We start from the raw sequence: 25,563 nt of genomic DNA, 5'->3' as shown, positions 1-25,563 counted from the left end.
CCTGAATCCATGGTCATATCCGCACCCCTGCAGGTCATTCGCTATGTCCGGAAATGCGATTCATACGGTCGAGGACTTGTCAAGCCCCAATATGCGGCTTTGACCTGCAGTTATGAGGATTTCACTGTTCCGGGAGCCTGTGGATGCGTGGTACCCTGGAGTACAGCGGAAGGGGTACTTGTCACATGACTTTCCAGGTCGGCGACACTGTCGTCTACCCCCACCATGGGGCTGCTCGGATCGAAGCAATCACGAAGCGATCCATCAAGGGTGAGGAAAAGACCTACCTGGTGCTCAAGGTCGACAAGGGCGACCTTACCGTCCAGGTGCCAGCAGAAAACGCGGAACTCGTCGGTGTGCGCGACGTCGTCGGCCAGGAAGGCCTTGAGCGGGTTTTCGATGTTCTTCGGATGCCGCACACGGAAGAGCCGACCAACTGGTCACGCCGTTACAAGGCCAATCTGGAGAAGCTCGCCTCCGGCGATGTGAACAAGGTTGCGGAGGTGGTTCGCGACCTGTGGCGTCGCGACCGCGAGCGCGGCCTGTCAGCGGGCGAGAAGCGCATGCTCGCGAAGGCTCGTCAGATCCTCGTCAGCGAGCTCGCGCTCGCCGAGAAGACCAATGAGGACAAGGCTGAGGCCCTGCTCGACGAGGTTCTCAACTCCTGAACACGAATCTTCCACGGGTGGGCGTCGGAGTCGACGTCCACCCGTTCGCTTCGGCGGACTCGGGGCGTGAGCTCAGCCTCGCCGGCCTGCACTGGCCGGCCGAGCTGGGGCTCGACGGCCACTCCGACGGCGACGTCGCCGCGCATGCCGCGTGCGACGCGCTGCTGTCCGCGGCCGGCCTGGGCGACCTGGGCGGGCTGTTCGGCACGTCCGATCCCCGCTGGGCCGGGGCTTCCGGGGTCACCCTGCTGGAGGAGACCGCCCGCCAGGTGCGCGCGGCGGGCTTCGAGATCGGCAACGTGGCCGTCCAGGTGATCGGCAACCGTCCCAAGATGGCTCCTCGGCGTACCGAGGCCGAGCTGGCGCTCAGCGGCGCCGTGGGGGCGCCGGTGAGCGTCTCGGCCACCACCACCGACGGGCTCGGGCTCACCGGGCGCGGCGAGGGGATCGCCGCCATCGCCACGGCCATCGTGGTCAACCTTTCCTAGGCATTCAGCGTCTTATGTGTGGGATGCGTGAGGGTGTCCCGGCGGGTCGTCGCCGAACCCGCCAACTGTGGGGGCGGCGGTTCGTCACTGGCGCGGTACGGACCGCCGCCTTCCTCAGGGGGTAGTTTCCCCAGGTGTCGGGTATGTCCCCATCTAAGACATGTGAACGTCTCGGGGGGAGCTACACATGATCGGCGCGATCGTTTCCGCAGTAGTCATCGGCGCCATCGTCGGTGCGCTGGCCCGGCTCATAGTGCCTGGCAGGCAGAACATGTCCATCGGCCTGACGCTCATCGTGGGCATCGTGGCCGCCCTGATCGGCACCCTGATCGCACAGGCGTTCGGCTGGGCCGACACCAAGGGCATCGACTGGCTCGAACACATACTCCAGCTCGTCCTGGCTGTGGTCGGCGTGCTCCTTGTGACGCGGATGGGCTGGGGAGGACGCGGCGGCCGCACCGGCCGAACCACGACCTGACCTGCTCGTTCGTAAAGCGGGCGCATAATCGCCGGCGATCGGGTAGCGAAGCTCCCCGTGAGAGTGAACGGCTCACTCTCACGGGGAGGTTTCGTGTCATGACCATTCAGTCCATCCTTGGCGCCATCGTGATTGGCGCCGTCATTGGCGCAATCGGTCGCCTGCTGCTGCCCGGCAGGCAGGCCATCGGGTGGATCCTCACCATCGTCGTCGGCATCGTCGCCGCCCTGCTCGGCACCCTCATCGCCCAGGTGCTCGGCGTCGAGACGACCCCCGGCATCGACTGGATCGAGCTCGTGATGCAGGTCGTCCTGGCGGTCGTCGGTGTCGGCCTGGTCGCCGGCCTACGCCGCGGCTCCAGGGTCTAGCGGCGCCAGGGGTGTAGACGAGATAGACGCACACGAAACGGCCCGTCCGGGATCATCCCGGACGGGCCTCTCGTTTCTTCGGGGCTTGGCCGCTATTCCTCGGGGTCCGGCGGGCGCGGAGTGCTGCGCAGACGGCCGGACGGGGCCTGGGTGTCCTCGTGGATCACCGGGTGGGGTGCGGTGTCCTCAGAGTCGCTCTGGGGCGTCCGGGGCTCGTCGGCGGCGGGGCGGGGCCTGCGGTCGTCCTCGACGACGGGGACGGGCTGGGTGTCGACGTCGCGCGTGTCGGTGGCCCGGGTGTCGGTGCGGGGGTGGACCAGGACGTCGGTCGGCTTCACCCGGTCGCCCCACCGGACCGGGCGCCTCAACGGCTCCGGCTCGGGGTCGGGCTCGGGGTCGGGCTCGGGGTCGGGCTCGGGATCCGGTTCCGGCTCGGGTTCTGGTTCAGGGTCAGGGGCTCGTACGGGCTCAGGTTCCGGCTCTTGTACGGCCTGCCACTCGGACACCTGGGCCGGGACCGGCGGCGTCTCCGGCGCGGCCGTGGGCCCCACCAGCGGCGTGGACTCCAGCACGGGCGGGGGCGCCTCGGTCACGAGCGGCGGCGGCGTGTCGGCCGCGCGGCCCGGATGGAAGGGCACGAAGTCGTCGTCCTCCTCCTCGCGCGCCGCGCCCCGGTGAGCCTGGACGTGCTTGATCAGCAGCAGCCAGAGCCACAGGGCCACGGCCAGCATGACCCAGGGCGCCAGGGCCACGCCCACGGCCACCTGGCGCGCGTCGAAGGTGAACCGCAGCGCGGTCGCCACGTTGGCCGCCGCGGCGGCCACGATGAGCAGGACCAGCACGGTGGCGGCCTGCGCCCGCACCAGCGGCCGGGCGGGGCGCAGCAGCAGCACGCCGAGCAGCGCGACCACGAGCAGCGCGTCGAAGGCGGCCGGATAGAGGAAGGCGAGGTCCTGCCGCGCCTCGCCGGTGACGGCCAGCGCGCGCAGATCGTCGAAGGACAGCGCGCAGGCGGCTCCGGTCAGAGCGGCCACCGCGAGCCCGGCCAGGGCGATGCCCAGGCGACGGAGCGTAGAGGGGGGAGTCACGTCCATGGCGCCTTCGAGACTACAGAAGAATGGCGATCACGACCGATCGAGGGAGACACATGCCCGAGCTGCCGGAAGAAGCCCGCGAACTCCTGGATGCCCCGAATCATGCGACGGTGACCAGCCTCAACCCTGACGGCGGACCGCAGTCGACCGTGGTGTGGGTGCGCACGGACGGCGACGACGTCCTGTTCTCGACCGTCCGGGGGCGGGTGAAGCCGCGCAACTTCGAGCGCGACCCGCGGACGAGTCTGCTGGTCATCGACCCCGGCAATCCCTATCGCTACCTGGAGGTGCGCGGCCGGGTGACGATCGAGGAGGACCCCGAGGGCGCGTTGATCCAGGAGCTGGCCCAGAAGTACACAGGCGAGCCGTGGGAGGACAAGCCGGGCACCGAGCGCCTGATCATCCGGATCCGTCCCGACAAGGTCACGGTACGAGGCTGAGTAATCGGCCTACGAGAGCCTCCGAGGCGTTAGCCTTGCCTTTGTGAGCCTGCACATCTACGACACCAGCACGCGCGCCACCCGTGAATTCGTTCCGGTCGAAGCCGGCCGGGCGTCGATTTACCTGTGTGGGGCCACCGTGCAGGCTCCTCCGCACATCGGGCACATCCGCTCAGGCGTGAACTTCGACGTGCTCAGGCGCTGGCTCACGCGTTCCGGATACGACGTGACGTTCTGCCGCAACGTCACCGACATCGATGACAAGATCATCTGGGTGTCGGCCGCGGAGGACGTGCCCTGGTTCGTGATCGCCGAGCGCAACCAGCGGGCCTTCACCTGGGCCTACGACACGCTCGGCTGCCTGCCGCCCACCGTCGAGCCGCGGGCCACCGGCCACGTGCCCGAGATGATCACGCTGATGGAGCGGCTGATCGAGCGCGGCCACGCCTACGCCTCGGGCGGCGACGTCTACTTCAGCGTCCAGTCCTACGCCGACCACTACGGCAAGCTCTCCAACCAGAAGCTGGAGAACATGCGGGCCGCGGCCGACACCGACGACGAGTCGTGCAAGCGCGATCCGCGCGACTTCGCCCTGTGGAAGGGCGCCAAGCCGGGCGAGCCGACCTGGCCCACGCCGTGGGGGCTCGGGCGTCCCGGCTGGCACCTGGAGTGCTCGGCGATGGCCACCAAGTACCTCGGGCCGACGTTCGACATCCACGGCGGCGGCATCGACCTGATCTTCCCTCACCACGAGAACGAGATCGCCCAGTCGCAGGCCGCCGGCGACGGCTTCGCCCGCTACTGGATGCACAACGGCATGCTCAAGATCGGCGCCGAGAAGATGAGCAAGTCGCTCGGCAACTCGCTGCTGATCCCCGAGATGGTGCAGAAGGTGCGTCCGGTGGAGCTGCGCTACTACCTGGCCGCGCCGCACTACCGCTCCTCGATCGAGTACTCCGAGGAGGCGCTGCTGGAGGCGGCGGCGGCCTACCAGCGGATCGAGGGCTTCGTCACCCGCGCCGCCGAGGTGATCCACGACGTCGACGCCGACGCGCCCCTTCCGCAGGCGTTCGCCGACGCGCTCGACGACGACCTCGGCACGCCGCAGGCGCTCGCCGTGGTGCACGAGGTGGTGCGCGAGGGCAACGTGGCGCTGTCGCGGGGCGACAAGGAGGCCATCGCGCGGCTCCTCGCCGAGACCCAGAACATGCTCGACGTGCTCGGCCTCGACCCTCGCTCGCCGCAGTGGCGCGGGAGCGGCTCCGACCTGTCGCCGGTGGTCGACGCACTCGTGGCGGTGGCCCTGGAGCAGCGCAAGGCCGCGCGGGCCCGCAAGGACTACGCGGCGGCCGACGCGATCCGCGACCAGCTCGCCGCGGCGGGCATCACGGTCGAGGACACGCCGCACGGCGCCCGCTGGGAGCTGGCCCGCTGACCTTCCGCCGCTCCTGAGTGACGGCGGGCGCCTTCCGCGTCCGCCGTCAGCCGTCAGCCGCGGAGGGCCGCGACGGCGGCGTCGGTGGTCTCGATCACGATCGTGTGGTAGCCGTCGATGCGCGAGACGATGCCCTCACGCGGGCCCTGGTGCCATTCCGGGCTGGTGTAGAAGGCGTTCTCCTGCTCGTCGCGGGTCTCCTTCGAGGGGAACGCGCGGATGAGGTACGCCTCCTCGTGGCCGTCCTCGTCCACGACGGAGGCGCCGCTGCTCACCACGTCGATGCCGGCCTTCGCCAGGAGGGGGAGGGCTTCTTCGTGCATGATCCGGAGGAAGTCTGCGCGGGTGCCGGGGGTGAGGCGGTAGGTGCGGATCTCCAGGATCATGCGGCTGCTCCTTGGGGGACGGTCGGGGTGGTGCTGGGTGGCTGGCACGTTATTCGGTGGTCGCTGACATCCTCCGTCAGTGGGGTTCTGTTTTCGGGGCTCTTGGTCGAGGGGCTAGCTAGCTGCTGGAGTTTGGGGTTTCCGGCTTTTCGGTTGGTTTGTCCGTTTGTTTGTGGGCCAGGAAGAAGGCCTGGCGGCCTGAGCGGGGTCTTTCGCTCTCGTCGGGTTCGCGGATGAGCTGGGCGTCCAGGGACAGTCCGGCCTTGGCGAGGAGGTCGGCGATGTGCTCCGGGGGAGTCCAGTAGACGTCCAGTGACAGCTTGTGGCCGTAACCCTGGCTGAGGTGGCGGCGTTCGTCGCCGACCTTGAACGCGATCAGCAGACGGCCGCCCGGCGCCAGCACCCGGTGGATCTCGGCGAACACCGTCGGCAGGAGGTCCGGCGGCGTGTGGACGGTGGAGTACCACGCGACGGCGCCGGCCAGGGACGCGTCCGCCAGGTCCAGCGCGGTCATCGAGCCCACTTCGAAGCGCAGGCCGGGGTGGCTCCGGCGGGCGACGTCGATCATCCTCGGCGACAGGTCGATGCCGAAGGCGTTCACTCCGAGGGCTTGGAGGTGGGCGGTGACGCGGCCCGGTCCGCAACCCAGGTCGGCCACCTTTCCGGCGTCCGGGCCCTGCACAAGCTCGGCGAACGCTCCCAGCATGGCCCGGTCCAGGGGCTTGGTGTCGAGTTCGTTCCTGAGGAGGTCGGCGTATTCGGGGGCGACGGTGTCGTAGGCCGTTCGGGTGGCGTGGAGGTAGGCGGACTCAGTCATGGCCAAGGACGATAACCGGCCTTTGGGGTGGGTGGTGGGAGCCTTTGCGCTGTGTTGTTCGAGCCGGGCGTGTGGTGGACGTGATGTGCCACCACGGCCTCATGTGCGGCCTTCTTGTGGTGATGAGCTTGCATAAAACGCCGTGGTGAGGCTGTGAGCGGGCGCTAGGTGCGCTCCAGGAGTGAGGGCAGGTGGCTCGCCGGGTGTGCGGGGTCAGTCGTATGGAGGCTGCGCCTTGTGCTGCCGCAGCGTCTCCGCCAGGGGGCACGCGGATCGTCGGGAGACCGCGCTCTATCGCTCTTCCAGGGGCCACTCGTCCAGGGGGCGCTTTCCAAGGACCGTTGTCCTGGGACGCTCCTCCAAGACCGTTGTTCCTGGGGCCGCTCTTCCACTGGCCGTTGTTCTTCGGGACGCTCTTCTTGAGACCGCGTGCCCTACTGCGTTTAACGGGCCGACCTTACCCGGAGGAAGGGCATCTGCTGTATGACTCCTGGGCCCTCCGGTGGCTGAGGGCTTGCGTTGGCCCCTTCCTGGAGGCTCGATCGGCCCTGCCTGTGCTGAGGGCTTGGGGGCGTGCTCGGTTGGGAGCTTCCAGCGGACGGCAGCTCTGCCGCTTGACCCGCATACGTCCTTCCTGCGGACCGGACCCCTGTCGCGTGGCCGGATTCGCCCTTCTGGGCAGGATCATGTGGGAGCTTGCCCGGCGGGATCGGGTGGGTCGGCGGGCCGATACCCTTGATGGCATGGCAGCAGGCGGTAGGGCATCGGGCAGGCCCGCGAAGAAGAAGGGCCCCTCCAAGGGCACCGGGGGCCAGAAGCGCCGGTCGCTCGAGGGCAGGGGCGCGACGCCGCCTGCCGAGATGCGCCACTGGTACAAGGACAAGGCCAGGTCCGAGCGCATCGCCAGGGAGGACCGCGGCGGCGAGACGCGCCGTCCGGGCAGCGGCCCGGCCCGGCAGAAGCGTTCCGAGGACGCCCCCGAATACATCGGCGGCCGTAACCCGGTGCTGGAGGCGCTGCAGGCCGGGGTGCCGGCCAACGCCCTCTACGTGGCCCAGCGCGTCGAGGGCGACGACCGCGTACGCGACTCCATCAAGATCGCGGCGGAGCGTGGGATCGCGCTGCTCGAAGTCACCCGCGACAAGCTCGACCGGATGACGGAGGGCGTCGTCCACCAGGGCATCGCGCTCCAGATCCCCGCTTACGAATATGCGCACCCGTCCGAGCTGGTCGAACTGGCCCATGATGCGGCCGAGGTCCCGCTGATCGTGGCCCTCGACTCGGTCACCGACCCACGCAACCTGGGCGCCATCGCCCGTTCCGCCACCGCGTTCGGGGCGCATGGCCTGCTCATCCCGTCCCGTCGCTCGGCCGGGGTGACGGGTGGCGCCTGGAAGACCTCGGCCGGCACACTCGCCACGCTCCGCGTCGCCCGCGCCTCCAACCTGACGGCCGCCCTACGCGAATACCGCGAAGCCGGCCTCTTCATCGTCGGCCTCGACGGCGCCGGAAAGATCGACATCGGCGACGCCGACCTCCTCGCCGAGCCGCTCGTGGTCGTGGTGGGCTCCGAGGGGAAGGGCCTCGGCCGGTTGGTTCGGGAGCAGTGCGACGTGGTCGTCCGCATCCCCATGCAGGCCGCCGCGGAATCCCTCAACGCGGGGGTCGCCGCCGGTGTGGCACTGTACGAGGTCGCTCGTCACAGGCGCCGCTAGCGTCTACACTGGTAGGCCGTGCCGACGTAGCTCAATCGGCAGAGCATCTGTCTTGTAAACAGAAGGTCAGGGGTTCGATTCCCCTCGTCGGCTCTGCATGTAGAAGGCCCTTTCCCATGATCGGGAGAGGGCCTTTTCGATCTCGTACAGCAGGGTTGTACAGCAACCGGCTCTAACCGAAGATGTCCTGCCCTTCGCGGCCTGAGGGGTCCATGGTGAGCAGGCTCTCATGAAGACCTTGTACGGCCCTGCCAGTGAGTTCGCCTGACGGTGTGGTCTCCATCAGACGCCAGCCAGGGGTGTCCGTGGGGGCGTCGTCGTCGCGGCCGTAGGCGGTGAGGCTGTAGAGGAGGCCGAACGCCGTTTCGTAGGCGGCCACCTGGGCGACCCGGGCAAGGTCGGTGGGGTCCGCGCCGTCGGCGAGCAGTCGAGCAGCCGCAGGAACGCCTTCCAGCGCTCCCGGCGAGGCCCAGCTATTGATCAAGTCTGGCCATATGCGCCGCAGCGCCAAGAAGCCGGCCAGCTGAGGTATGTCCTCTGAGATCTCTGAGGCAGCCCGCTCCTGAGGGGCATCTGCGCCCAGCGTCGCGAAGAGGTTCTGTAAGGCGAGCACCGCAGCGCGATCGGCTTCATTCATTCCGCCATCTCAGCACGGCACGCGATGAGAAGAGGCCCTGTGGGCGATTCCGAGCGCCCTTTCCGCCGGTCTGCAGGGTGCTGCCGGCTCGGATGGCCTCATCGAGCGTCCCCGATGATGAGCATGGACCACCAGCGACGAGCCTCCGTATGGGGCCATGGGCCAGCAAAGGCGTGCACGGGTGTGTCGAGTTGTGTGACCTTGCGGATCAGATAGGTGCCGCTGTGTGCGATCAACTCGTAGTAGACAGCAGTGCAGGCGCAAGTGAACTCCTGGACGGGGTACCGCTCAGGTGCAAGCGCTGTCCAGGCGAGGGGGTGTGGTTGGCGCGAGCCGGCAGGGGTCGAGCTCGACATGGGACAGTTTCGCGCCGAGCACGTACGTCGGGCGGCTTTCCCCCGTACGGCGATGGGTCGAGTGCCTGTGACGGACTGGACAACCGTGCGTACGGGGGCGAAGTGGTTGCGGGAGCTCTGGGCAGGTTTCGCCGACGGGACCGGGTCTCGACGCTGACGCGGGGAGGTCTATGCGAACGGGGCCAGGTACGGGCGGTCCTTCATCGAGTCGTGGATGCGGCGCAGCCATGGTTGCCGAACCGCCGTCAGGCGCTCCAGTGCGTTGAAGAATGCGCGCCCATCGGGGTGGAACAGCCTGTGTGGCAGCAGCGCGGGCGGGTCGTCACAGCGGACGGCGGCAGGCATCCCGCACGCCGCGGGCAGGAGTCGGCGATCGTCGTTGAAGGCCAGGTACGTCCACACGTCCGCAGCGAGAGGCACCACCGTGCCCGCGTCACACGGCCATACCTCACCGGTCTGCGGGTGTTTCGGCACCAGGGCGAGGTCCGTGATCGAGGTGGACAGGCCGGGGCCGGCCAGGACGAGGTGTCGTTCCGGCGGTCCGGGAGGGAAGAGCTGTCGATCGTCCGGCGAAACGTCTCCGCGACGAGCCCCTCAGGGACGGACACCCGCCTGCCGCCCGAAACCACCACCAAATGTGCCAGGGCCACCGCGATTGCGGCCTCCCACTGGGGGCTCCAGAAACCAAGCGGATCAACGGGCGGCGTGGTCGGCAGTTCCGTCCAGCCCATCACGCGTTGGACGGGGCCGGCGACGGCGACGGGACGCACGGCGTCCGGTTCCAGCCACACCACCTGCCAGAACCCACAGTCGTCGACGCGGGTCGCCACCGGGCAGCCGCATCTGGCGCAGGCCAGGTTGGGACCGTACTGGCCGTCCCAGCCGCAACAGCAGCCGCTCAACCGGTTCGGGATGAAGACGGTTCCGCGGACGTCGCCCGGCGCGATCCCGATCCTGTCCGGAGGGCCCGTGATGCAGTACATCAATTGTCGGACGCCGTAATCTTCCGGTTCGGGCATCAAGGGAGCCCTTGGTCGGCCGTCTCCATGGTCCACGGCGTATGTTCCCGGCTCCAGCAGACCGGGGAGCAGGTCATGGCCGTACTTCTGGCCGGAGTGGTCGGGGAGCGCCACCCGCGCCACCCGCGCGGTCAACACGGCGCCGCACGACGCACAGGAGAAGACGACCAAACAGCCTCCCTTGCCGCATACAAGGCGATCATGGTGGCACAACATCCCGCCTCGCGGGGAAACGTGCAGAATCACCGCGTCGCCAGAGCCGGCCGAGGATGAGAAGGCTCAGGTGATCGCGAAGTGCTGGTCGAGGGCTGTGATGAGCCGGTCGGCCACCCCTGGGGTAGTGATCGTCGCCCACTGCCGGGCGAGGTCGAGGAACCCGGAGAAGTGCTGTTGGGCTGTGGTGAGCAGGCTGGAGAGCTCGTCGCGAGTGACCTCGATGGACGGAGAGTCCTCAAAGTGCTGCCGGAGCTGGATGACGTGGCCCACATGGGTGATGTGCGGCGTGGGGTCGTGTCCGAGCCAGGGTTCGCGCCCGCGAGGCACATCCCACCAGTCCCGCCAGTTCTCCAGGCCGAAACAGCAACCGGGCAAGACGTCGACGTCGGTGGTGGTATCGCGGAGACGCAGACCGCCCGGAGCGATCAGGCCGCCCCTTTCGGCGAGGTGTCGTTGCAGATGCGCCTCGGTCAGATCGGCGGCGTTCATGATCGGGAGGTCGTTGTAGCTGAAGATCACGGCCATGGCCGTCCCGACGTCGGCAAGAGACATCCGGCCGGAGAGAGCGAGAAAGCGGTCGTTCGACCGCTCGTTGATCGGCCAGGCCGTGAAGTCCACCGCGTCGTGGGTCTCCAGGACGACTTCGATGATGACCATGGTCGGCAGTATCCAGGCATCGGGTGTCCGTGCAGCAGCCGATGGTGCCGGCCGTGCATCGTACTTGGTCCGTACGTCAAGCCCAGAAGTCCCTTTCGGGCAGTCGTATCCAGGCGCCGGGTGGGTCGGTGATCGGCCGGGCGTCGGTCAGGCGCAGGCCCGCGCCGGCGCAGCAATACGCCGGATGGCGGTCGCGGTAGAGGTAGGCGGAAAGGATCTCCTCGGTGGGGGCGTCAGTGGGGACCATGAAGGCGCTGACCGGCTCCCAGGCGATGACCTCGCCGTCGCGGGCGAGGTGCCCGAAGAGGCCCTTGGGGTTCGAGTTCATGCTGTAGCAGACCGTGTCTGTCGAGACGCGCCTACAGAGGCCGGGAGTGCAGGCGGCATGTCCCCAGGGTTGTGTGATGACGCAGCCGCCGGGCACGTCGGTGATGCCGACGATTCGGTCGGCGTCCGGGACGTCGTACCAGCCCTCGCACAGGGCGTCGACGTCCACGTCATCGGCAGGGGTGGCCTCCAGGCGCGCTGTCGCCTCGGCTGCGCTGATGCCGGCCACGCAGGCCAGGCTCAGGCCTTCGTAGTTGAGTCTCCGAGCGCGGGGATCAGCCGCTTGGCCTCCGCCGCGGCGGCGGCCTCGGTCTTGGAGAGGCCCATCTCTGACGGGGGGACGGGGATAAGGCCGGGAGCGGGACCGGCCAGGTTGAGGCGGCCAGGGGACCAGCCGTTCATCATGCGGCGCCACGGGTCCGCTCCAGCGGCGACGAGGGCACGGGCGTTGTCGGTGCGGCCTTCGAAGACGGCCGTCCAGAGCGCGGTACGACCCCGGTGTTCGGCGTCGACGTCATCGACCCGTGCGGCCAGTTCGGCGACCACCTCCGGCGAGCCTCGCTCAGCCGCGACGTGCAGCGGCTTGTCGAAGAGAGGCACGCCGGAGTTCGGATCAGTGCCCGCGGCGAGCCGAGCTCGGATCAGGTCGAGGTCCGTCCATTCGTCCCAGCCGACGATCCACCATCCGACATCGTCGGTAGTGGTCATGGGAATCCTCCAGATGATCTGGCCTTTCACGCTGGGGTCGTTGGACGTCAGGGCTTGGTCGTAGGTGGGAGGGCGCCCCATCTGAACGTGGAGCTCTTCAGCAGGTGCTCCGTCGTCCTGATGCCGGTCAGGTGCTCGACGAGCAGAAAGGCGGGGCCTTCGTAGAGCCGGGGACGGGACGGGTAGAGCCTGTCGATCTCCTCCATGGTGTCCAGGAGTTCGGCGGGCGTTTCCGTCAGGAAGCCGTCGTCGCCGCCCCAGCCGAATCTGATCTCGCCGTCCTCGCACCAGTAGAAGTAGTCGAGGTCCTTGACGCCGAGTGCGGCCTGGGCGACGAGGCGGGCGCCCTTGGACAGCTCGGTGAGCAGGTCTTCGCAGGTGCCGAGCCAGTCGGGGTCGGAGATGAGCGTCCAGTCGCCGATGGAGGCGACGCCGACGGGGGCCCAGGGGCCGGGCCTTGGAGGAAGGAGCCCGGGGAGAAGTCCTCCCAGCGGCCGCCGAGGCGCGCGACCATCTGTTCGGGCGTGGCACGCACGTAGATGAAGCTGTAGCACTCCTCGGCGTATTCGCCGCGGAGCCAGGAGACGTCGGGGGCTTCAGGGACATGTCGTCATGCCGGCAGTCGGCACCGACAGGAAAGGCGCTGTCGTCGGGAGGCGGCCGGTGGTGGGCATCGCGCGGAAGTGTTCGTAGGCGAGTCGAGTGTCGGTGTCAGTATCCCTGCCCGGGGATGGCGGCCAGGTCCATGACCATGTATCGCTTGCGGGCGTCGTCCTGCCAGAACAACAGCGGGCTGCCGGAAAGGGAACCGCCGACCTGAACGGTCAACTCACCTTCGGCCGGTTTGCCCTCTTTCAGGCGGAGCACGGCGGACCTGTCGGCGCAGCGGTCGTAGATCACGCTGCCGTTCTCCAACGTTCCGACACGGGCTGTGGAGATGGAGGAACCCTCGCCGATGACCTTCGGCGGATCGAAGAACCCGAACCTGTCGCGGAAGAGAGGGTTCCTGCGGAACCCGCCGGGGACGATGCTGCGATGTGAGCCGTCCCGGCGTTGCACGATCACTTCGGTCAGCCGGTCGGCGGCGCGGGCGACGCCGCTGACGCACCAGTCGGGGCCGCAGCGCCGGTCGGTGCCGTCGACCTTTTCGGCGGAGCGTTTCTCGCCGGTGACGAGGTTGGTGACGGTGTTCTTGCCGTCGTGCACCCAAGGCCAGGTGGAGACGTGGCCGGAGCCCATCAGGGCCGGAGTTCCGCCGGCGAGGGGGACGCGGTAGATGGGGCCTCCCCTGTCGTCCCACCAGACGATCTGGTCGCCCGCGAGCTCCAGGCGGTACATCCGGCCGTCCCGGCCCCCGGGCCGCTGGGGGTCGGGCGCGACGAGGGCCACGAAACGGATGTGGCCGCCGGTGATCGGCATCGTCCACAGTTGCAGCTCGGGGCTCGTGCGGTCCGGATGGCGGACTGCGGCGATCCACACGATCTGCGAATCGCTGACGGACACGTTCTCGATCCGGTGATAACGTGCCGCGCTTTCGGGGACGGTGCCCAAGAGTCTGTGCCTGCCGGTCCGCCGGTCGTAGTTCACCAGGATCGGCCGGTGCTCGTTCGGGTCGGCCATCAGCACCTCGTGCCTGCTGAGCATCGCCAGTGGCCGAACGTCGCGGGTGTCGCTGAACCAGCGTGGCACCGAGAAGAACGCCTCGGGCCAGACGTCCTCGGCCGCGGGTAAGTCCGGCACCGGAGGAGGGGCAGCCGGTTGTGACGCCGATTGCGGGATATGGGGCGAGCAACCGCCTGTACCGGCGGTGAGCAGGGCTCCTAATGCGGTGATCAGCAGCCTTGAATATGCAGAACGTCTCACCTCTTCTCAGACGTCGGGGCCGAAAAGTAAGTTCCCGTTCGTGGGCGTGAAAGGTGCGTCAATGAACGCGGGAGATGTCACCGAAACGGCCGTCGGGGGAGCGCTGGGTAACTGATTCGGCCATCTCGCGAATGCGTGGCCTAGGAAATGCTCAGTCGATACGCGATGAGAGCGCGAGCAGGGCTGTTCCGTCGGGTCGATCTGGAGATGGGGCGGGGAATCGATGACCCCGCTCATGCCTGCGAACTACTGGAAATGTATGTCGGCCCTCAGGGGGAGCCGGTGAGGAACAATTCCAGCTCACCGTATGCACCCCGTCGGCTCTCGCGGAACAGCTCGAACAGCGTCCCTTTCTCATGGGCCGGTAGCTGAAGGCGGGCGGGGCTGTAGCGGCAGCCCCGCCTCGGCGTGCGGGTGGCGGGCCGGCGAGGCCTGTGCGTGGTGGTCAGAAGGGGCCGGGCTCCGGGTAGCCGGCCTTGATGACGGCCCTGCGGGTCTTCGGAGTGAGCTTCTTCTCGCTGATGACCTTGCCGGCCGCCGGTGCGCTGATCTGCACCTTGGCGCCCCAGCCCGAGAAGCTGGTGTCGGTGTGGAAGGCCATCTGGCTGTAGTCGTCGTCGTCCGAGGACGGGGTCGAGTCGACGACGGTGCGGGTGAGCAGGTTGTTCTTGTCGAAGTACAGGTGGAACTCGACGCTGCCTTCACCAGCCGCCTTGTTGTGCTGGTACGCGGCCAGGGTGGAGGTGCCCTGGTATTCGCCGGGCGCCACCTCGGAGGAGTGATCCAGCATGAACTTCAGGTCCGCGGGGGTGACGCCTATGTCGAGGACGGAGTTCTCGCGCGCACTGGTCCGCGAGCCGATCCAGGAGCGGCCGGCGGGCAACGCCTTGGCGATGCCGGGGTTGGTCACGTAGGCGTTCCTGCCTTCGGCGACGACCCGGTAGGGAGGCTCGAACTCCTTCTGGCGGGACGACATGCGGACGCGGAGGTCGGCGGCCGCCACCTTGCCCTTGCCGAACGCCAGCGTGCCGGTGGTGCGGGTCTTCACCTCCACCTGCATGGCCTGGTCGTCGACGGTGAAATCGAGGGTGATGCTGTCTAATTCGGTGATCTTCACGCCCTTGCCTGGTAGTAGTTGGGCTTTCAGGGCTTTCACCGCGTCCGCGGGGGCGGCCTGCGTGGTTGCCGGAGATGCGGCCTGAGCGGGTATGGCTGCCGCGCACACGACTGCGGCCGTGGTCGCGAGGCCCGCGAAGAGGAGCTTCATCAGTATCCTTCATTTCGAAGATATAGCAGGGAAAAGAGTAAGAGAGGGATGTCGGGCGGATGGGCGATATCTCGTAACGATCGGGTGCCGACTGGTGATTTCGAGGATGGAAAAAGGGCGGCCCTTGCGTTCGCTCTCGTCACGCGCGGAGGGTTCCTTGGGCGTCAGGGACAGGGCATGGGCGGCGATTGCCGTTGTACTGGCTCTGGGGACGGTTTATGCGACCAGCGTTCCCGGTTGGCATTTCATGTGGTTGATGGCCATCGGCGTCGGCTGGGTGTTGTTCGGGGTTCCTTGGCTCGTCATGCTCGGTGGCGCTCTGTTCCGGAGGGGCGGGGCGGTCGAGTTACGCCGTCAGTGGCGGTTCTGGGTCGTGCCGCCCTTGGTCGCGGCTCTGGCCGAGGCACTGGTCTACGTCGGCGCGCCGGTCAGGGTGCGGTTCGAGTTGTCGCGTGGCAGTCTTGAGCACCTCGCGCAGACGGTGTCAGCCGGGACTCCGCCCGAGGAGCAGCGATGGATCGGGCTTTATCCCGTCAAGTACCTGGAAGGCTCCCGCGGAGCCTTCGGGTTCATGATCAAGGACGCGGGATTCTTCGGCAGTTACGGATTCGCCTGGAGCTCGAACGGCGAGCCCGACATCGACGCGCCGGGTTCCTACCGCCACTTCGACGGACGCTGGTACGTCTGGAGCGACGACTGAAGCCCGCCCGGTGAGCCGGGAGGTCAGGTGCGTCGCCAGGCCAGGAGGCCGTCGGGGGCGGTGGTCCGGGCGTAACCCGCGCTCACGAGTTCGTCCCGAAGGGTTTCCCAGGCGGGACGGTAGGCGTGCCCGACGAGCTCTTCCTCGCCGAGCACCTCGTCGCCCTGGATGATCCGGTAGAGGTAGCGGCACGTGGCGCGTTCGTCGTCCGACTCGACGATCTCGGACGAGACCGTGTACGTGTGGCGGCCCACCCGGCGGGAGTCCAGGTGCCGCAGGGGGCGCGGCTTCGGCGGGCCGCCGTCGCGCCAGGTGAACACGAGAAGCCCGCCGGGCTCCAGCCGGTCGGCCAGGACGGGCCAGAGCCGCCTTCGGTAGCCGGGTTCCAGGGCGTACAAGACGTTGATCATCACCATGGCCTCGACCGGCTCGTCGAGGTCGAGGCTCAGGGCGTCGCAGGGCAGCACGGTGACCCGTTCGAGCAGGTCGGGCCGTTCGGCCAGGCGGGAGAGCAGTACCGCCCGCATCGTGGCCGACGGTTCCAGCGCGAAGATCTCGGCAGGCGTCCACTCGGCCAGGGACGTGGTGATCAGGCCGGTTCCTGCGCCTACCTCCAGGACGCTGCGGCGAACCCCGGCCAGGAGAGACGGCAACTTCTCGCGCACGCCCGGTATGTGGCTGTGCACGGCGAGCAGGTCGTAGAAGACGGGAGAGACGTAGTCGGCCATGGTCGGCCACCGTAGTTCAGCCGGCGTGACTTCCGAGGGGTCAGGCTCCCGCCGCCGGCGCCCGGTCGAGCGTCACGCCGAAGTGCTCCCGGTACGCCGGAAGCAGCTCGTTCTCGTTCAGGATGCGTTCGGCGCGCTCGTCCTGCCGGGTGACGATCAGCTTGCGCCCGCTGATCGTGGTACGCCCCTCCGCCGTGCGGATCGAGCACACCGGCGACCTGGTGAAGTGCGAGTCCGGCGAGGTCGCCTGCCACCAGCAGGTCGGCACGAAGTCGGCCAGCTCGTAGGGCCGCGCGGTGAGCCGGTAGGCGGGCTCGCCGTTGTGCGACACGTCGAGATCGCCGTGCTCCCCGGGAGCGGGCACGATCTGGAACACCCCGGCGCCGTCCTTCTGCTCGCCGCGCTCGTCGATCCGCAGCGGCTCGTCGGCGAAGTCGCCGAAGCCGACGTCCACCAGCCAGGGCTCGTCGAGGTCGACGCGGAGCGCGAGGTGGTCGAACAGCGGCCCCGGCCGGCCGCCGCCGAACACCCGGGCCGCGAGCAGGGTCACCCGGTAGCCGAGCGCGGTGAGCAGGGCGGCGAACAGGCCGTTCTGCTCGTAACAGAAGCCGCCGCGGCGGCGGGTGACGAGCTTGTCGAACAGGGCGTCGGGAGCGAGGGAGATCGGCTCGCCGAGGTGGATGCTCAGGTTCTCGAACGGCACCGCTCGCAGGTGCGCGAGCTGCAGTGCCCGCAGGCCGTGGACGTCCGGCGGCACCGGCCGGGACGCTCCGAATCTGTCCAGGTAGCGGGTGACTTGCGACTCGTCCATGACCTACAGGAAACCACGTCTCGCCTGCCTGCGCCCGCCGGATGGCGGTGCGGGTCAGCTTCGCACGGCGCACAGCAGGCGGTTGTTCCCGCGCTGCCACAACGTGCCGATCTCGCCGAACCCGGCCTTGGTCAGCGCGCCGACGTGCTGCTCGACCAGGTGGGACTCCGAGCCGTGATGGGCTGCGCCGGCCGTGCTGCGCTCCTGGCTGAGGTCGGCGAAGGCGGGGTCGGCGGCGATGGCGTCCCACCAGGCGCGCCAGTCCTCGGGCCGGCGGTCGCCGAAGACGCGGTCGGTCTCGCGCTGGTGCACCGCGTGCTCCAGCCGGGCCAGGGTGGGGGAGGAGGAGTCCATGTGGTCGCCGTTGAGCAGGAGCCCGCCGGGGCGCAGGACGCCGGCCAGCTCGGCGTACGTCTCCTGAAGCTCCTCGGGCGAGATCCAGTGCAGCGCGGTGGTGCTGACGGCGGCGTCGGCCGGACGGTCGAGGCCGAGCGCCTTGGTCCACCCGCCGGTGCGCAGGTCGGCCGAGACGAACCGCAGCCCCGGGTAGGCGGCCCGGCCGAGCCCCAGCAGCAGCGGGTCGGCGTCGACGGCGATCACGGTGGCCGCGGGCAGGCGGTCGAGCAGCCGGGCGGACAACGACCCCGGCCCGCACCCCAGGTCGATGACCACGGGATCCGGCCGGCCCAGCGCCTCGACCGCGTCGATCAGCGCGGTGAAGCGGGCCTCCCGGTCGGGCAGGTAGCCCTCCTGCTGACGGTCCCAGCGCTCGATCCACGCCAGCGCGGCTTCCTGAGTGAGCATCAGATCTCCCTGTAACTGTCGTCTAAGATTTGAGCAGTCACAACTTAGAACGCGAAGGTGTAACCGGTCAAGTGGATTACAACAGTCACACAGATGCGATCGTCCGGGTCGCCGTGGCGCTGGTCAACGCGCTGACCCCGGGCGAGCAGCGCGGGCGCGAGTTCCCCGTCCCCGACGACCTCGCCGCGGCCGCCTCCGGCGCGCTGGGCAGCGTCTATTCCGGCCACCGCGGGATCGGCGCGGCCGACGCCGCCGAGCTGGCCGAGGTCGCGGCCCGGCTGCGCGTGGTGTTCCGCGCGGTCGCGGACGGCGACGTCGACGCCGCCGCCATGGCCACGAACGCGCTGCTGGAGGAGAGCAGGGCCAGGCCGATGCTCGAACGCCACGACGGCGAGCCGTGGCACCTGCACTTCCACGGCCCCGGCGGCTCGGTGGCGGGCGACTGGGCGGCGAGCTGCTCGACCGGGCTCGCGATCGTGCTCGGCAGCGAGTTCAGCGACCGGCTCGGCGTCTGCACCGCCCCCCACTGCGACCGCGTCTACGTGGACGTCTCCCGCAACGGCACCCGCCGCTTCTGCTCCACGGCCTGCCAGAACCGCGTCAAGACCGCCGCCTTCCGGGCCAGGACGAAGGCGGAGTGAGCCGGGGTGAGCCGGGTCAGCCCAGGACGCGGATCGGCGCGCCGGCCAGGAACGCGTCGATGTCCTGCACGGCGTCGCGGAAGTAGGTCTCGTAGTTGCCGCCGGTGACGTACCCGAGATGCGGGGTGGCCAGCACGTTGGGCAGTCTGCGCAGCTCGTGCCCGGCGGGCAGCGGCTCGGTCTCGAACACGTCGAGCCCGGCCCCCGCGATCAGCCCCTCGCGCAGCGCCGACGCCAGCGCGGCCTGGTCGACGATGGCCGCCCGCGAGGTGTTGACCAGGTAGGCGCTGGGCCGCATCAACGCCAGCTCACGCGCGCCGACCAGCCCGCGGGTGCGCTCGCTCAGCACGAGATGGACGGAGACGACGTCGGACTCGGCGAACAGCTCCTCCTTGGCGACGGCCCGCACGCCCAGCTCGCCGGCGCGCGCCGCGGTCAGGTTCTGGCTCCAGGCGATGACGTCCATGCCGAACGCCTGCCCGATGCGGGCCATCTGCGCCCCGATCTTGCCGAGGCCGAGCAGCCCGAGGGTGCCGCCGTGCAGGTCCATGCCGACGGTGCTCTGCCACGGGCCGCCGGAGCGCATCGCCGTGGCCTCGGGGACCAGGTGGCGGGCCAGGCCCAGGATGAGCGCCCAGGTCAGTTCGGCCGGCGGGGTGGCGGCGCTGCCGGTGCCGCACACGGTGACCCCGCGGGCGCGGGCGGCGTCGAGGTCGACGGAGGCGTTGCGCATGCCCGTGGTGATCAGCAGGCGCAGCCGGGGCAGCCGCTCGAACAGCTCCGCGCCGAACGGCGTGCGCTCGCGCATGACGACCACGATCTCGAAGTCCGCCAGGGCCGCCACCAGCTCGTCCTGGCTGGTGAAGTGGGCCCGGAAGCTCGTGGCCCGGACCCGCGACCAGTCGGCCAGCCCGAGGGCCACGCCCTGGTAGTCGTCGAGGACGGCGCAGCGCAGCATGATCCGTGATCCTACGCCGCGGCCCCCTGCTCCAGCTCCCCGGCGGGGCCGGGGAGCTGGAGCCCGTTCAGTCGGCGGCTAGCCTTTCCGCCTCTTCGTGCAGCGCCGCGACCAGGATCAGCTCCAGGTTGAGCTCCTCCAGATCCGGCGACGCCAGACCGTCAAGGACGCGCATGGTGGGCCTCCCTGAACAAAAGACGTCTCAGGTGTCACATAGGTTCACATCTATCCGAAACGTTCTCAGGGGAGGCGCGGACCGGAGGGAGGGGGAGTCATTCCGTCGAGGGTTCCGGGAATTGTCCCGGGCAAATCATCAAGCGACTCCCGACAGGCCGGAATCGCGGTTCAACTCGATGTCCATCTGCATCGCCAGAATCTCCTGCCGCTCCTGGTTGATCCTGCGGCAGATCGTGACATATGCGGTCAGCACCTTGGAGTAGGAAGCCCGGGCCTCCTCCAGCTGGCCGCGCAGACGTTCGATGCGGTCGGGGTCGGCGAACTCCTCGGCCTCGGCCTCGGCCAGCAGCGCGCGGGCCTCGTCGACGATCTCCTCGGCCCGCATCCGCGTGCGTCGCAGCATCGCCGAGCACTGGAAGAGCTCCGTCAGGCGCGCCGATGAACGAGCGAACTCGGCCTTGCTCATACCCGTGCCGCCCGCCCGATGCCAGCGAAGATTCGATGCCATTACCGCCACCTCCCCGGTCAAGGTTGCCTAACTGTAGACGTGTGTACCCCGCCGGAGGATGACCTGAGACGCCCACGGAGTACGTCCCTGATCCCGGCGGAGAGTTTTCTTCCTCTGACAGGTCGAGGATTTTCCCCTGAAACTCATTCGGTCCCTGGTGAATGTGCTGATTAGAGCCAACTGCGGGGTCTATCCGAAGAATGCAACGAATCGCCGGGGTCGGCAAATAGGTGACTCCAAGACGGCCGATCGCCCCCCGCGGCGACGGGCGTTCGTCACATACTGAAACGACATGGCGGCGCAACGTGACTCCGAGGTGACGGCAGTGGTGGCGATGTCGGCGGCGGGCAACAACGACGAGACGGTCGACGTCAGCGTCGTCATCCCGGTGCACAACTGCCGTCCCTATCTGGACAGGTGCCTCACCTCGGCGCTCGTGCAGCGGGTGAAGAAGGAGATCATCGTCGTCGACGACGGCTCCACCGACGGCGGCGCCGAGCTGCTCGACCTCTACGCCACCTACCACCAGTCCAGCGTCAAGGTGGTGCACATCGAAGGGTCGGGCGGCGCCGGCCGGCCGCGCAACGTCGGCCTCGCCCACGCCACCGGCCGGTACGTCTTCTTCTGCGACGCCGACGACCACCTCGGCCCCGAGGCGCTGGAACGCATGGTCGCCATGGCCGACAGGAACGGCTCCGACATCGTGCTCGGCAAGATCGTGGGCCACGGCAGGCGGGCCCCCGCCTCGATGTTCCAGCAGAACGCCGAGCGCCTGACCCTGGCCGACAGCAACGTCTACAACAGCCTGAGCTGCTTCAAGCTGTTCCGGCGGGAGATGGTCGAGCGCCACGGCATCCGCTTCGCCGAGGACATGCTGGTCGGCGAGGACATCATGTTCACCGTGCACGCCTACTGCCACGCCGGCGTGATCTCGGTGGTCGCCGACTACGACTGCTACCACCTGGTCTCCAGATCCGACGGCAGCAGCATCATGCAGCAGGCGGGCAGCCGCGACCCGATCGCCTGGCTGACCATGATCCGGCGGCCCATCCGGCTCATGGCCCGGCACGTCGAGCCCGGCCCGCTGCGCGACCACCTGCTGCGCCGGCACTTCAGGCTCGACGCCTTCAGCCAGCTCGGCACGGTGTTCCTGGAGAGCGACGACGTGCGCCGCAAGGAGATCGCCCAGGAGGTCGCGGCGCTGTGCGACGAGTGGTTCACCCCCGGCGTGCACGCCCGGCTGAACACCATCGACAAGCAGCGCGTGGCCGCGCTCGGCGACGTCGACCGCCTGGTCCGGCTGGCCCGCATCGAGAGCGCCACCGTGCGGCGGCGGCTGACCGGGCTGCGCTGGGAGGACGATCACCTCGTGGTGAGCGGCACGGCCGGCCTGGAGGGCATCAGCCAGGACGACGGCGTGGCCCTGGTGCTGCGCCCCCGCAACGACCCGCACGGCGAGCTCGTCGTCCCGGCCGAGCGGCAGGGGGCGGAGTTCACCGCCCGGGTGGAGGCCGCCGCGCTCGCCTCCGGCGTCTGGGACCTGCGGGTGGCGGTCGAGCTGGAGGGGGTGGTGCGCCACGGCCGGCTGGGCGCCGACCGGGACAACGGCGTCACCCGGCCGCAGCCCCGCCTGATCGGCGGCGTGGTGACCCTGCCGTACTTCACCAGGGACAACGGCAACCTGAGCATCGACGTCGGCGGCCATGTCGTCGCCGTGCCCGGCACCGTCCGGCTGGAGCGGACCAGGTGGGGGCTGGGCCACCGGCTCGTCGTGCACGGCGAGGTCAGCGTGGCCGGGCAGGTCCCCGAGTGCGCGGCGATCAGGCAGATCGTCTGGCGCGAACGGCGTACCGGCCGCGAGCGCGCCGAGCGCGTGACGGCGCTGCCCGGGGGCGGGTTCGCGGCCAGGCCGGCGGTGGGCCGGCTCCCGCCCGGCACCTGGGACGCCTACCTGGAGCTCGACCTCGGCGGGCCGCCCGCGCTGTTCAGGATCGAGACCGACGCCGACACGGTCGCCGGCCCGCGCAGGTGGCGGGGCGCGGCGTTGCTGCGCAGCGTGCGGCCGTACGCGACCTCGGGGAAGGGGCGGCTGAGCACGGTCGTGCACCGGCTGACGCCGCGAACGATCCTCAGGAAGCTCCTTCAGTAATTGCCACCTATGTGCAGGTGCAAGGCGATGCTCTAAAGTGAGGAGGATTTGTTCGTCCTTCTGGAGGCGTTGCCGTGCACGTACCCGATGGCTTCTTCAACGCAGCTACATCCGTCTCCGCCGGAGCGGTGGCGGCCGCCGGGGTAGCGGTCTGCCTGCGGGGCGCCCGCCGCGAGCTGGACGACCGGACCGCGCCCATGGCGGGGCTCGTGGCGGCCTTCATCTTCGCGGTCCAGATGCTGAACTTCCCCGTCGCGGCGGGCACCAGCGGCCACCTGCTGGGCGGCGCGCTGGCGGCGATACTCGTGGGGCCCTACACAGGCGTGCTCTGCATGGCCGTGGTGCTGCTGGTGCAGGCCGTGTTCTTCGCCGACGGCGGGCTGACCGCGCTGGGCGTCAACATCACCATCATGGGCATCGTCACCGTGCTGGTCGGGTGGGGCGTCTTCCGGCTGGTCACCGCGATGGCCAGGGGCCGGGGCGGCGTGACGCTCGGGGCCTTCCTCGGGGCGCTGATCTCCGTGCCGGCCTCGGCGCTGGTGTTCTCCCTGCTGTTCTGGATCGGCGGCACCGCGCCCATCGAGGTGTCGGCCGTGGCCGCGGCCATGGGCGGCGTGCACGTGCTGATCGGCATCGGCGAGGCGCTGATCACCGCCACCACCGTCACCGCCGTGCTGGCCGTCCGGCCCGACCTGGTGTACGGCGCCCGCGGGCTGGCCAAGCCGCTGGTGCTCAAGGGGGCCGACGGCGCCACCACGACCGTGGACGAGCCGGCGCCGGCGGCCCGGCCGGGCGCGCTCAAGCCGTTCCTGCTGGGCGGGCTCGGGCTGACCCTGGTGCTGGCCGGCGTGGTGTCCTTCTTCGCCGCCTCCGACCCCGACGGGCTGGAGGCCGTGGCCGAGAACAAGGGCTTCAGCGGCCAGGCGGCCGACCACGCGTTCGGGTCGTGGGCGCTGGCCGACTACGGTGAGGTGGGCGGCATCCCGGTCGGCGTGGCCGGGATCGTCGGCGTCGGGCTCGTGCTGCTCATCGCCGGCGCCGTGGCGTTCGCCGCGCGCAGCCGTACGAACGTGGGGGTCTGATCTGTGAGAGACGGTGAGTGACGGTGGGCGCGGGGCATCGGCACGATCTCTACCTGCCGGGTGACTCCCTCGTCCACCGGCTGCCGCCGCAGTGCAAGCTGCTCGCCGTCTTCGCCTTCGCGGTCGTCGTGGTGGCCACGCCGCGGGAGCGCTTCTGGGCGTTCGCGGTCTACGCGGCGCTGCTCGGGGGCGTCGCGCTGGCCGCGCGGGTGCCGGTTGGGCACGTGCTGCGGCGGATGGTGATCGAGCTGCCGTTCGTGCTGTTCGCGTTCCTGATCCCGGTGATCGGGATGGGCGAGCGCACGACGGTGCTCGGGGTCTCGCTGAGCGTGCCGGGGTTGTGGGCGGCCTGGAACATCCTGGTCAAGGCCACGCTCGGGGTGATCGCCTCGATCCTGCTCGCGGCCACCACCGAGCCGCGGGTCATCCTCGTCGGGGCGCAGCGGCTGCGGCTGCCGAGCCTGCTGGTGCAGATCGCCATGTTCATGCTCAGGTACATGGACGTGATCCTGGAGGAGATGCGGCGGATGCGGGTGGCCCGCGAGTCGCGCGGGTTCGAGGCGCGCAACTTCCGGCAGATCCCGGTGATCGCGCGTTCGGCCGGGGCGCTGTTCATCCGTTCGTACGAGCGGGGCGAGCGGGTGCACCTGGCGATGCTGAGTCGCGGCTACGCTGGACGGATGCCGATAATTCAAGATATTTCGGCATCCATCGGGCAGTGGGCGGCGGCGCTCGTCCTGCCCGTCGTGGCACTCGCGGTTCTGGGGCTCTCATGGTGAACTCTCTGGAGGTCAGTGACCTGGCCTACGCCTACCCCGACGGCACTCAGGCGCTGTTCGGCGTGAACCTGGCGATCGGCCGCGGTGAGCGGGTGGCGCTGCTCGGCCCCAACGGCGCCGGCAAGACGACCCTCGTCATGCACCTCAACGGCATTCTCACCGCCGGGCACGGCGGCGTGGCCGTGGGCGGCGTCCCGGTGCGCAAGGACACGCTCAAGGAGATCAGGCAGCGCGTCGGCCTGGTCTTCCAGGACCCCGACGACCAGCTCTTCATGCCCACGGTCCGGGACGACGTCGCCTTCGGCCCGGCCAACGCCGGACTCAAGGGCGCCGAGCTCGACCGGGTGGTCCGCGACGCGCTCGACCGGGTCGGCATGCTGGCGGCCGCCGACCGGCCGCCGCACCACCTGTCGTTCGGGCAGCGGCGCCGGGTGGCGGTGGCCACGGTGCTGGCGATGCGGCCGGAGATCCTGGTGCTCGACGAGCCGTCCTCCAACCTCGACCCGGCCGCGCGCAGGGAACTGGCCGAGATCCTGCGTTCGCTGGACGTGACGGTGCTCATGGTCACCCACGACCTGCCGTACGCGCTGGAGTTGTGCGAGCGCTCGCTGATCCTGTCGGGAGGCGTGATCGCCGCCGACGGGCCCACGCGCGAGCTGCTGGCCGACGCCGAGCTGCTGGCCGGGCACCGCCTGGAGCTCCCGTACGGCTTCGCCGTCCCGGCCGGGTGAGGCAACCTGGCCCCCAGGTCGCGGGCCGGGCGGCCGGGTGGGTAAGAACCTTCAGCGCCGCGTCCAGCGCATGATTAGTCCGGTCTAGTCCTTCTGTATCCGGCTCTTCGTAGTTTGTGCATGCCCGCTATCCGGGGATGTCGAAGTACAGTGGCTCATCGAGGAGGGGCCAAATGAAGCTGCGGCTTGCGCGACACGCCCTGGGTGACGCCGTGGTGGTGGCCGTTGAGGGAGAGCTCGATCTGTTCACCGCACCGTTCCTCCGCGACGAGGTCCGCGACGCCATCAAGCAGGACAGCGCCAGGCTCGTGCTCGACCTGCAGCAGCTGTCGTTCATGGACTCCAGCGGTCTTTCGGTGCTGATCGAGGCCTGGCGGCTGGCCACGGGAGAGGGAGGCGGGGTGTCCCTCGCCGCGCCCCAGGCGCCCGTGGCGCGCATCCTGCGGACCACGGGGCTCGACCGGCGGATCAAGGTGTACTCCGACGTCGACAGCGCCGTGGGTGGAATTTAACCCGCCCCGAGTAGAACTTCATTCGGTTGGCGCGTTAAGGTCCG

The 25,563-nt window shown here is 69.3% G+C and carries 30 protein-coding genes and 1 tRNA gene; 15 read left to right on the top strand and 16 right to left on the bottom strand.

Annotated elements, in window-relative coordinates:
- Nucleotides 1–185: 185 nt before the first annotated feature.
- From ABT158_RS20370 to ABT158_RS20355, 4 genes are all read left to right on the top strand, one after another.
- The gene (locus ABT158_RS20370) at nt 186–668 is read left to right on the top strand and encodes a CarD family transcriptional regulator (RefSeq protein WP_043624891.1); all 483 of its coding nucleotides are present in this window, start codon (nt 186–188) and stop codon (nt 666–668) included.
- Between the two features lie 17 nt (nt 669–685).
- Nucleotides 686–1,156, top strand: coding sequence for a 2-C-methyl-D-erythritol 2,4-cyclodiphosphate synthase (gene ispF, locus ABT158_RS20365; protein WP_352355440.1), 471 nt, complete (start codon nt 686–688; stop codon nt 1,154–1,156).
- Between the two features lie 187 nt (nt 1,157–1,343).
- Nucleotides 1,344–1,634, top strand: coding sequence for a GlsB/YeaQ/YmgE family stress response membrane protein (locus ABT158_RS20360; protein ID WP_352322343.1), 291 nt, complete (start codon nt 1,344–1,346; stop codon nt 1,632–1,634).
- A 98-nt stretch (nt 1,635–1,732) separates the two neighbouring features.
- Nucleotides 1,733–2,002, top strand: a complete 270-nt coding sequence (locus ABT158_RS20355; RefSeq protein ID WP_352355438.1) for a GlsB/YeaQ/YmgE family stress response membrane protein — start codon at nt 1,733–1,735, stop codon at nt 2,000–2,002.
- A 92-nt stretch (nt 2,003–2,094) separates the two neighbouring features.
- Here the strand turns inward: ABT158_RS20355 and ABT158_RS20350 are convergent, their stop codons facing one another.
- Nucleotides 2,095–3,090: a DUF2637 domain-containing protein gene (locus ABT158_RS20350; RefSeq protein ID WP_352355436.1), complete on the bottom strand. Its 996-nt coding sequence runs from the start codon at nt 3,088–3,090 to the stop codon at nt 2,095–2,097.
- A gap of 29 nt (nt 3,091–3,119) precedes the next feature.
- Here ABT158_RS20350 and ABT158_RS20345 point away from each other — a divergent pair, with 29 nt between their 5' ends.
- Entirely contained in the window at nt 3,120–3,536 is a 417-nt protein-coding gene (locus tag ABT158_RS20345; RefSeq protein ID WP_352355434.1) for a PPOX class F420-dependent oxidoreductase, read from the top strand.
- A gap of 43 nt (nt 3,537–3,579) precedes the next feature.
- On the top strand, nt 3,580–4,971 hold the full coding sequence (cysS, locus tag ABT158_RS20340) for a cysteine--tRNA ligase (RefSeq protein WP_352355432.1): 1,392 nt from the start codon (nt 3,580–3,582) through the stop codon (nt 4,969–4,971).
- A gap of 53 nt (nt 4,972–5,024) precedes the next feature.
- Here the strand turns inward: cysS and ABT158_RS20335 are convergent, their stop codons facing one another.
- A complete protein-coding gene (locus ABT158_RS20335) occupies nt 5,025–5,357 on the bottom strand; it encodes an NIPSNAP family protein (protein WP_352355430.1) in 333 nt (110 codons plus the stop codon).
- A 118-nt stretch (nt 5,358–5,475) separates the two neighbouring features.
- Complete coding sequence (locus ABT158_RS20330) at nt 5,476–6,174, bottom strand: class I SAM-dependent DNA methyltransferase (protein WP_352355428.1); 699 nt, start codon at nt 6,172–6,174, stop codon at nt 5,476–5,478.
- A gap of 743 nt (nt 6,175–6,917) precedes the next feature.
- Here ABT158_RS20330 and rlmB point away from each other — a divergent pair.
- On the top strand, nt 6,918–7,889 hold the full coding sequence (gene rlmB / locus ABT158_RS20325; protein ID WP_352355426.1) for a 23S rRNA (guanosine(2251)-2'-O)-methyltransferase RlmB: 972 nt from the start codon (nt 6,918–6,920) through the stop codon (nt 7,887–7,889).
- Between the two features lie 20 nt (nt 7,890–7,909).
- A tRNA-Thr gene (locus ABT158_RS20320) sits at nt 7,910–7,982 on the top strand.
- 79 nt (nt 7,983–8,061) lie between these two features.
- On the opposite strand, the gene ABT158_RS20315 is transcribed toward ABT158_RS20320, so the two are convergent.
- The 8 genes from ABT158_RS20315 to ABT158_RS20280 form a co-directional block, all read right to left on the bottom strand.
- Complete coding sequence (locus ABT158_RS20315) at nt 8,062–8,526, bottom strand: hypothetical protein (protein WP_352355424.1); 465 nt, start codon at nt 8,524–8,526, stop codon at nt 8,062–8,064.
- Nucleotides 8,527–9,050: 524 nt separating this feature from the next.
- Nucleotides 9,051–9,284, bottom strand: coding sequence for a hypothetical protein (locus ABT158_RS20310; protein ID WP_352355422.1), 234 nt, complete (start codon nt 9,282–9,284; stop codon nt 9,051–9,053).
- Between the two features lie 896 nt (nt 9,285–10,180).
- Nucleotides 10,181–10,774, bottom strand: a complete 594-nt coding sequence (locus tag ABT158_RS20305) for a hypothetical protein (RefSeq protein ID WP_352355420.1) — start codon at nt 10,772–10,774, stop codon at nt 10,181–10,183.
- 76 nt (nt 10,775–10,850) lie between these two features.
- Nucleotides 10,851–11,330, bottom strand: coding sequence for a hypothetical protein (locus ABT158_RS20300; protein WP_352355418.1), 480 nt, complete (start codon nt 11,328–11,330; stop codon nt 10,851–10,853).
- Nucleotides 11,331–11,341: 11 nt separating this feature from the next.
- Nucleotides 11,342–11,839 (bottom strand): ankyrin repeat domain-containing protein, encoded by a 498-nt coding sequence (locus ABT158_RS20295; RefSeq protein ID WP_352355416.1) that lies wholly within the window; start codon nt 11,837–11,839, stop codon nt 11,342–11,344.
- A 17-nt stretch (nt 11,840–11,856) separates the two neighbouring features.
- Nucleotides 11,857–12,363, bottom strand: a complete 507-nt coding sequence (locus ABT158_RS20290; protein WP_352355414.1) for a DUF6461 domain-containing protein — start codon at nt 12,361–12,363, stop codon at nt 11,857–11,859.
- A gap of 157 nt (nt 12,364–12,520) precedes the next feature.
- Nucleotides 12,521–13,429 carry a hypothetical protein gene (locus tag ABT158_RS20285; protein WP_352355412.1) on the bottom strand — a complete coding sequence of 303 codons (909 nt, stop codon included), beginning with the start codon at nt 13,427–13,429 and terminating at the stop codon, nt 12,521–12,523.
- Nucleotides 13,430–14,117: 688 nt separating this feature from the next.
- Nucleotides 14,118–14,789, bottom strand: coding sequence for a hypothetical protein (locus ABT158_RS20280; protein ID WP_352355410.1), 672 nt, complete (start codon nt 14,787–14,789; stop codon nt 14,118–14,120).
- A gap of 406 nt (nt 14,790–15,195) precedes the next feature.
- Between ABT158_RS20280 and ABT158_RS20275 the strand changes: the two genes are divergently transcribed.
- Nucleotides 15,196–15,639 (top strand): hypothetical protein, encoded by a 444-nt coding sequence (locus ABT158_RS20275; RefSeq protein ID WP_352355408.1) that lies wholly within the window; start codon nt 15,196–15,198, stop codon nt 15,637–15,639.
- Between the two features lie 23 nt (nt 15,640–15,662).
- Here the strand turns inward: ABT158_RS20275 and ABT158_RS20270 are convergent, their stop codons facing one another.
- From ABT158_RS20270 to ABT158_RS20260, 3 genes are read right to left on the bottom strand one after another with little or no spacing between them, the layout of a single operon-like run.
- Nucleotides 15,663–16,367: a class I SAM-dependent methyltransferase gene (locus ABT158_RS20270; RefSeq protein WP_352355406.1), complete on the bottom strand. Its 705-nt coding sequence runs from the start codon at nt 16,365–16,367 to the stop codon at nt 15,663–15,665.
- Between the two features lie 40 nt (nt 16,368–16,407).
- On the bottom strand, nt 16,408–17,178 hold the full coding sequence (locus ABT158_RS20265) for an arylamine N-acetyltransferase family protein (protein WP_352355404.1): 771 nt from the start codon (nt 17,176–17,178) through the stop codon (nt 16,408–16,410).
- A 54-nt stretch (nt 17,179–17,232) separates the two neighbouring features.
- Entirely contained in the window at nt 17,233–17,982 is a 750-nt protein-coding gene (locus tag ABT158_RS20260) for a class I SAM-dependent methyltransferase (protein WP_352355402.1), read from the bottom strand.
- 71 nt (nt 17,983–18,053) lie between these two features.
- Between ABT158_RS20260 and ABT158_RS20255 the strand changes: the two genes are divergently transcribed.
- Entirely contained in the window at nt 18,054–18,623 is a 570-nt protein-coding gene (locus ABT158_RS20255; RefSeq protein ID WP_352355400.1) for a CGNR zinc finger domain-containing protein, read from the top strand.
- A 16-nt stretch (nt 18,624–18,639) separates the two neighbouring features.
- Here ABT158_RS20255 and ABT158_RS20250 read toward each other — a convergent pair whose 3' ends face one another.
- Together ABT158_RS20250 and ABT158_RS20245 are read right to left on the bottom strand one after the other, a co-directional pair.
- Nucleotides 18,640–19,581, bottom strand: a complete 942-nt coding sequence (locus tag ABT158_RS20250) for a D-2-hydroxyacid dehydrogenase family protein (RefSeq protein WP_352355398.1) — start codon at nt 19,579–19,581, stop codon at nt 18,640–18,642.
- Between the two features lie 313 nt (nt 19,582–19,894).
- A complete protein-coding gene (locus ABT158_RS20245; protein WP_352355396.1) occupies nt 19,895–20,287 on the bottom strand; it encodes a hypothetical protein in 393 nt (130 codons plus the stop codon).
- 271 nt (nt 20,288–20,558) lie between these two features.
- Between ABT158_RS20245 and ABT158_RS20240 the strand changes: the two genes are divergently transcribed.
- From ABT158_RS20240 to ABT158_RS20220, 5 genes are all read left to right on the top strand, one after another.
- Nucleotides 20,559–22,415 carry a glycosyltransferase family 2 protein gene (locus ABT158_RS20240; protein ID WP_352355394.1) on the top strand — a complete coding sequence of 619 codons (1,857 nt, stop codon included), beginning with the start codon at nt 20,559–20,561 and terminating at the stop codon, nt 22,413–22,415.
- A 74-nt stretch (nt 22,416–22,489) separates the two neighbouring features.
- The gene (locus ABT158_RS20235; RefSeq protein WP_352355392.1) at nt 22,490–23,497 is read left to right on the top strand and encodes an energy-coupling factor ABC transporter permease; all 1,008 of its coding nucleotides are present in this window, start codon (nt 22,490–22,492) and stop codon (nt 23,495–23,497) included.
- 23 nt (nt 23,498–23,520) lie between these two features.
- Nucleotides 23,521–24,276 (top strand): cobalt ECF transporter T component CbiQ, encoded by a 756-nt coding sequence (gene cbiQ / locus ABT158_RS20230; protein WP_352355390.1) that lies wholly within the window; start codon nt 23,521–23,523, stop codon nt 24,274–24,276.
- Nucleotides 24,270–25,007 (top strand): energy-coupling factor ABC transporter ATP-binding protein, encoded by a 738-nt coding sequence (locus ABT158_RS20225; RefSeq protein ID WP_352355388.1) that lies wholly within the window; start codon nt 24,270–24,272, stop codon nt 25,005–25,007. Before cbiQ ends, ABT158_RS20225 begins: the two co-directional genes overlap by 7 nt.
- A 173-nt stretch (nt 25,008–25,180) precedes the next feature.
- Nucleotides 25,181–25,519: an STAS domain-containing protein gene (locus ABT158_RS20220; protein WP_138689510.1), complete on the top strand. Its 339-nt coding sequence runs from the start codon at nt 25,181–25,183 to the stop codon at nt 25,517–25,519.
- Nucleotides 25,520–25,563 lie beyond the last annotated feature (44 nt).

This window comes from Nonomuraea sp. NPDC001636 (assembly GCF_040298265.1).
Taxonomy (GTDB): domain Bacteria; phylum Actinomycetota; class Actinomycetes; order Streptosporangiales; family Streptosporangiaceae; genus Nonomuraea.
Note: the sequence above shows the minus strand (reverse complement) of the source record. Positions and strands in the feature narration are given on the sequence as shown.

What these genes read in the sequence shown, in the direction of transcription:
- ABT158_RS20370 (WP_043624891.1), top strand. Translation starts at nt 186, where the DNA reads ATGACTTTCCAGGTCGGCGACACTGTCGTCTACCCCCACCATGGGGCT.
- ABT158_RS20360 (WP_352322343.1), top strand. Translation starts at nt 1,344, where the DNA reads ATGATCGGCGCGATCGTTTCCGCAGTAGTCATCGGCGCCATCGTCGGT.
- ABT158_RS20355 (WP_352355438.1), top strand. Translation starts at nt 1,733, where the DNA reads ATGACCATTCAGTCCATCCTTGGCGCCATCGTGATTGGCGCCGTCATT.
- ABT158_RS20345 (WP_352355434.1), top strand. Translation starts at nt 3,120, where the DNA reads ATGGCGATCACGACCGATCGAGGGAGACACATGCCCGAGCTGCCGGAA.
- ABT158_RS20335 (WP_352355430.1), bottom strand. Translation starts at nt 5,357, where the DNA reads ATGATCCTGGAGATCCGCACCTACCGCCTCACCCCCGGCACCCGCGCA.
- ABT158_RS20330 (WP_352355428.1), bottom strand. Translation starts at nt 6,174, where the DNA reads ATGACTGAGTCCGCCTACCTCCACGCCACCCGAACGGCCTACGACACC.
- rlmB (WP_352355426.1), top strand. Translation starts at nt 6,918, where the DNA reads ATGGCAGCAGGCGGTAGGGCATCGGGCAGGCCCGCGAAGAAGAAGGGC.
- ABT158_RS20315 (WP_352355424.1), bottom strand. Translation starts at nt 8,526, where the DNA reads ATGAATGAAGCCGATCGCGCTGCGGTGCTCGCCTTACAGAACCTCTTC.
- ABT158_RS20305 (WP_352355420.1), bottom strand. Translation starts at nt 10,774, where the DNA reads ATGGTCATCATCGAAGTCGTCCTGGAGACCCACGACGCGGTGGACTTC.
- ABT158_RS20285 (WP_352355412.1), bottom strand. Translation starts at nt 13,429, where the DNA reads ATGGCCGACCCGAACGAGCACCGGCCGATCCTGGTGAACTACGACCGG.
- ABT158_RS20275 (WP_352355408.1), top strand. Translation starts at nt 15,196, where the DNA reads ATGGCCATCGGCGTCGGCTGGGTGTTGTTCGGGGTTCCTTGGCTCGTC.
- ABT158_RS20270 (WP_352355406.1), bottom strand. Translation starts at nt 16,367, where the DNA reads ATGGCCGACTACGTCTCTCCCGTCTTCTACGACCTGCTCGCCGTGCAC.
- ABT158_RS20265 (WP_352355404.1), bottom strand. Translation starts at nt 17,178, where the DNA reads ATGGACGAGTCGCAAGTCACCCGCTACCTGGACAGATTCGGAGCGTCC.
- ABT158_RS20260 (WP_352355402.1), bottom strand. Translation starts at nt 17,982, where the DNA reads ATGCTCACTCAGGAAGCCGCGCTGGCGTGGATCGAGCGCTGGGACCGT.
- ABT158_RS20250 (WP_352355398.1), bottom strand. Translation starts at nt 19,581, where the DNA reads ATGCTGCGCTGCGCCGTCCTCGACGACTACCAGGGCGTGGCCCTCGGG.
- ABT158_RS20240 (WP_352355394.1), top strand. Translation starts at nt 20,559, where the DNA reads ATGGCGGCGCAACGTGACTCCGAGGTGACGGCAGTGGTGGCGATGTCG.
- ABT158_RS20225 (WP_352355388.1), top strand. Translation starts at nt 24,270, where the DNA reads ATGGTGAACTCTCTGGAGGTCAGTGACCTGGCCTACGCCTACCCCGAC.
- ABT158_RS20220 (WP_138689510.1), top strand. Translation starts at nt 25,181, where the DNA reads ATGAAGCTGCGGCTTGCGCGACACGCCCTGGGTGACGCCGTGGTGGTG.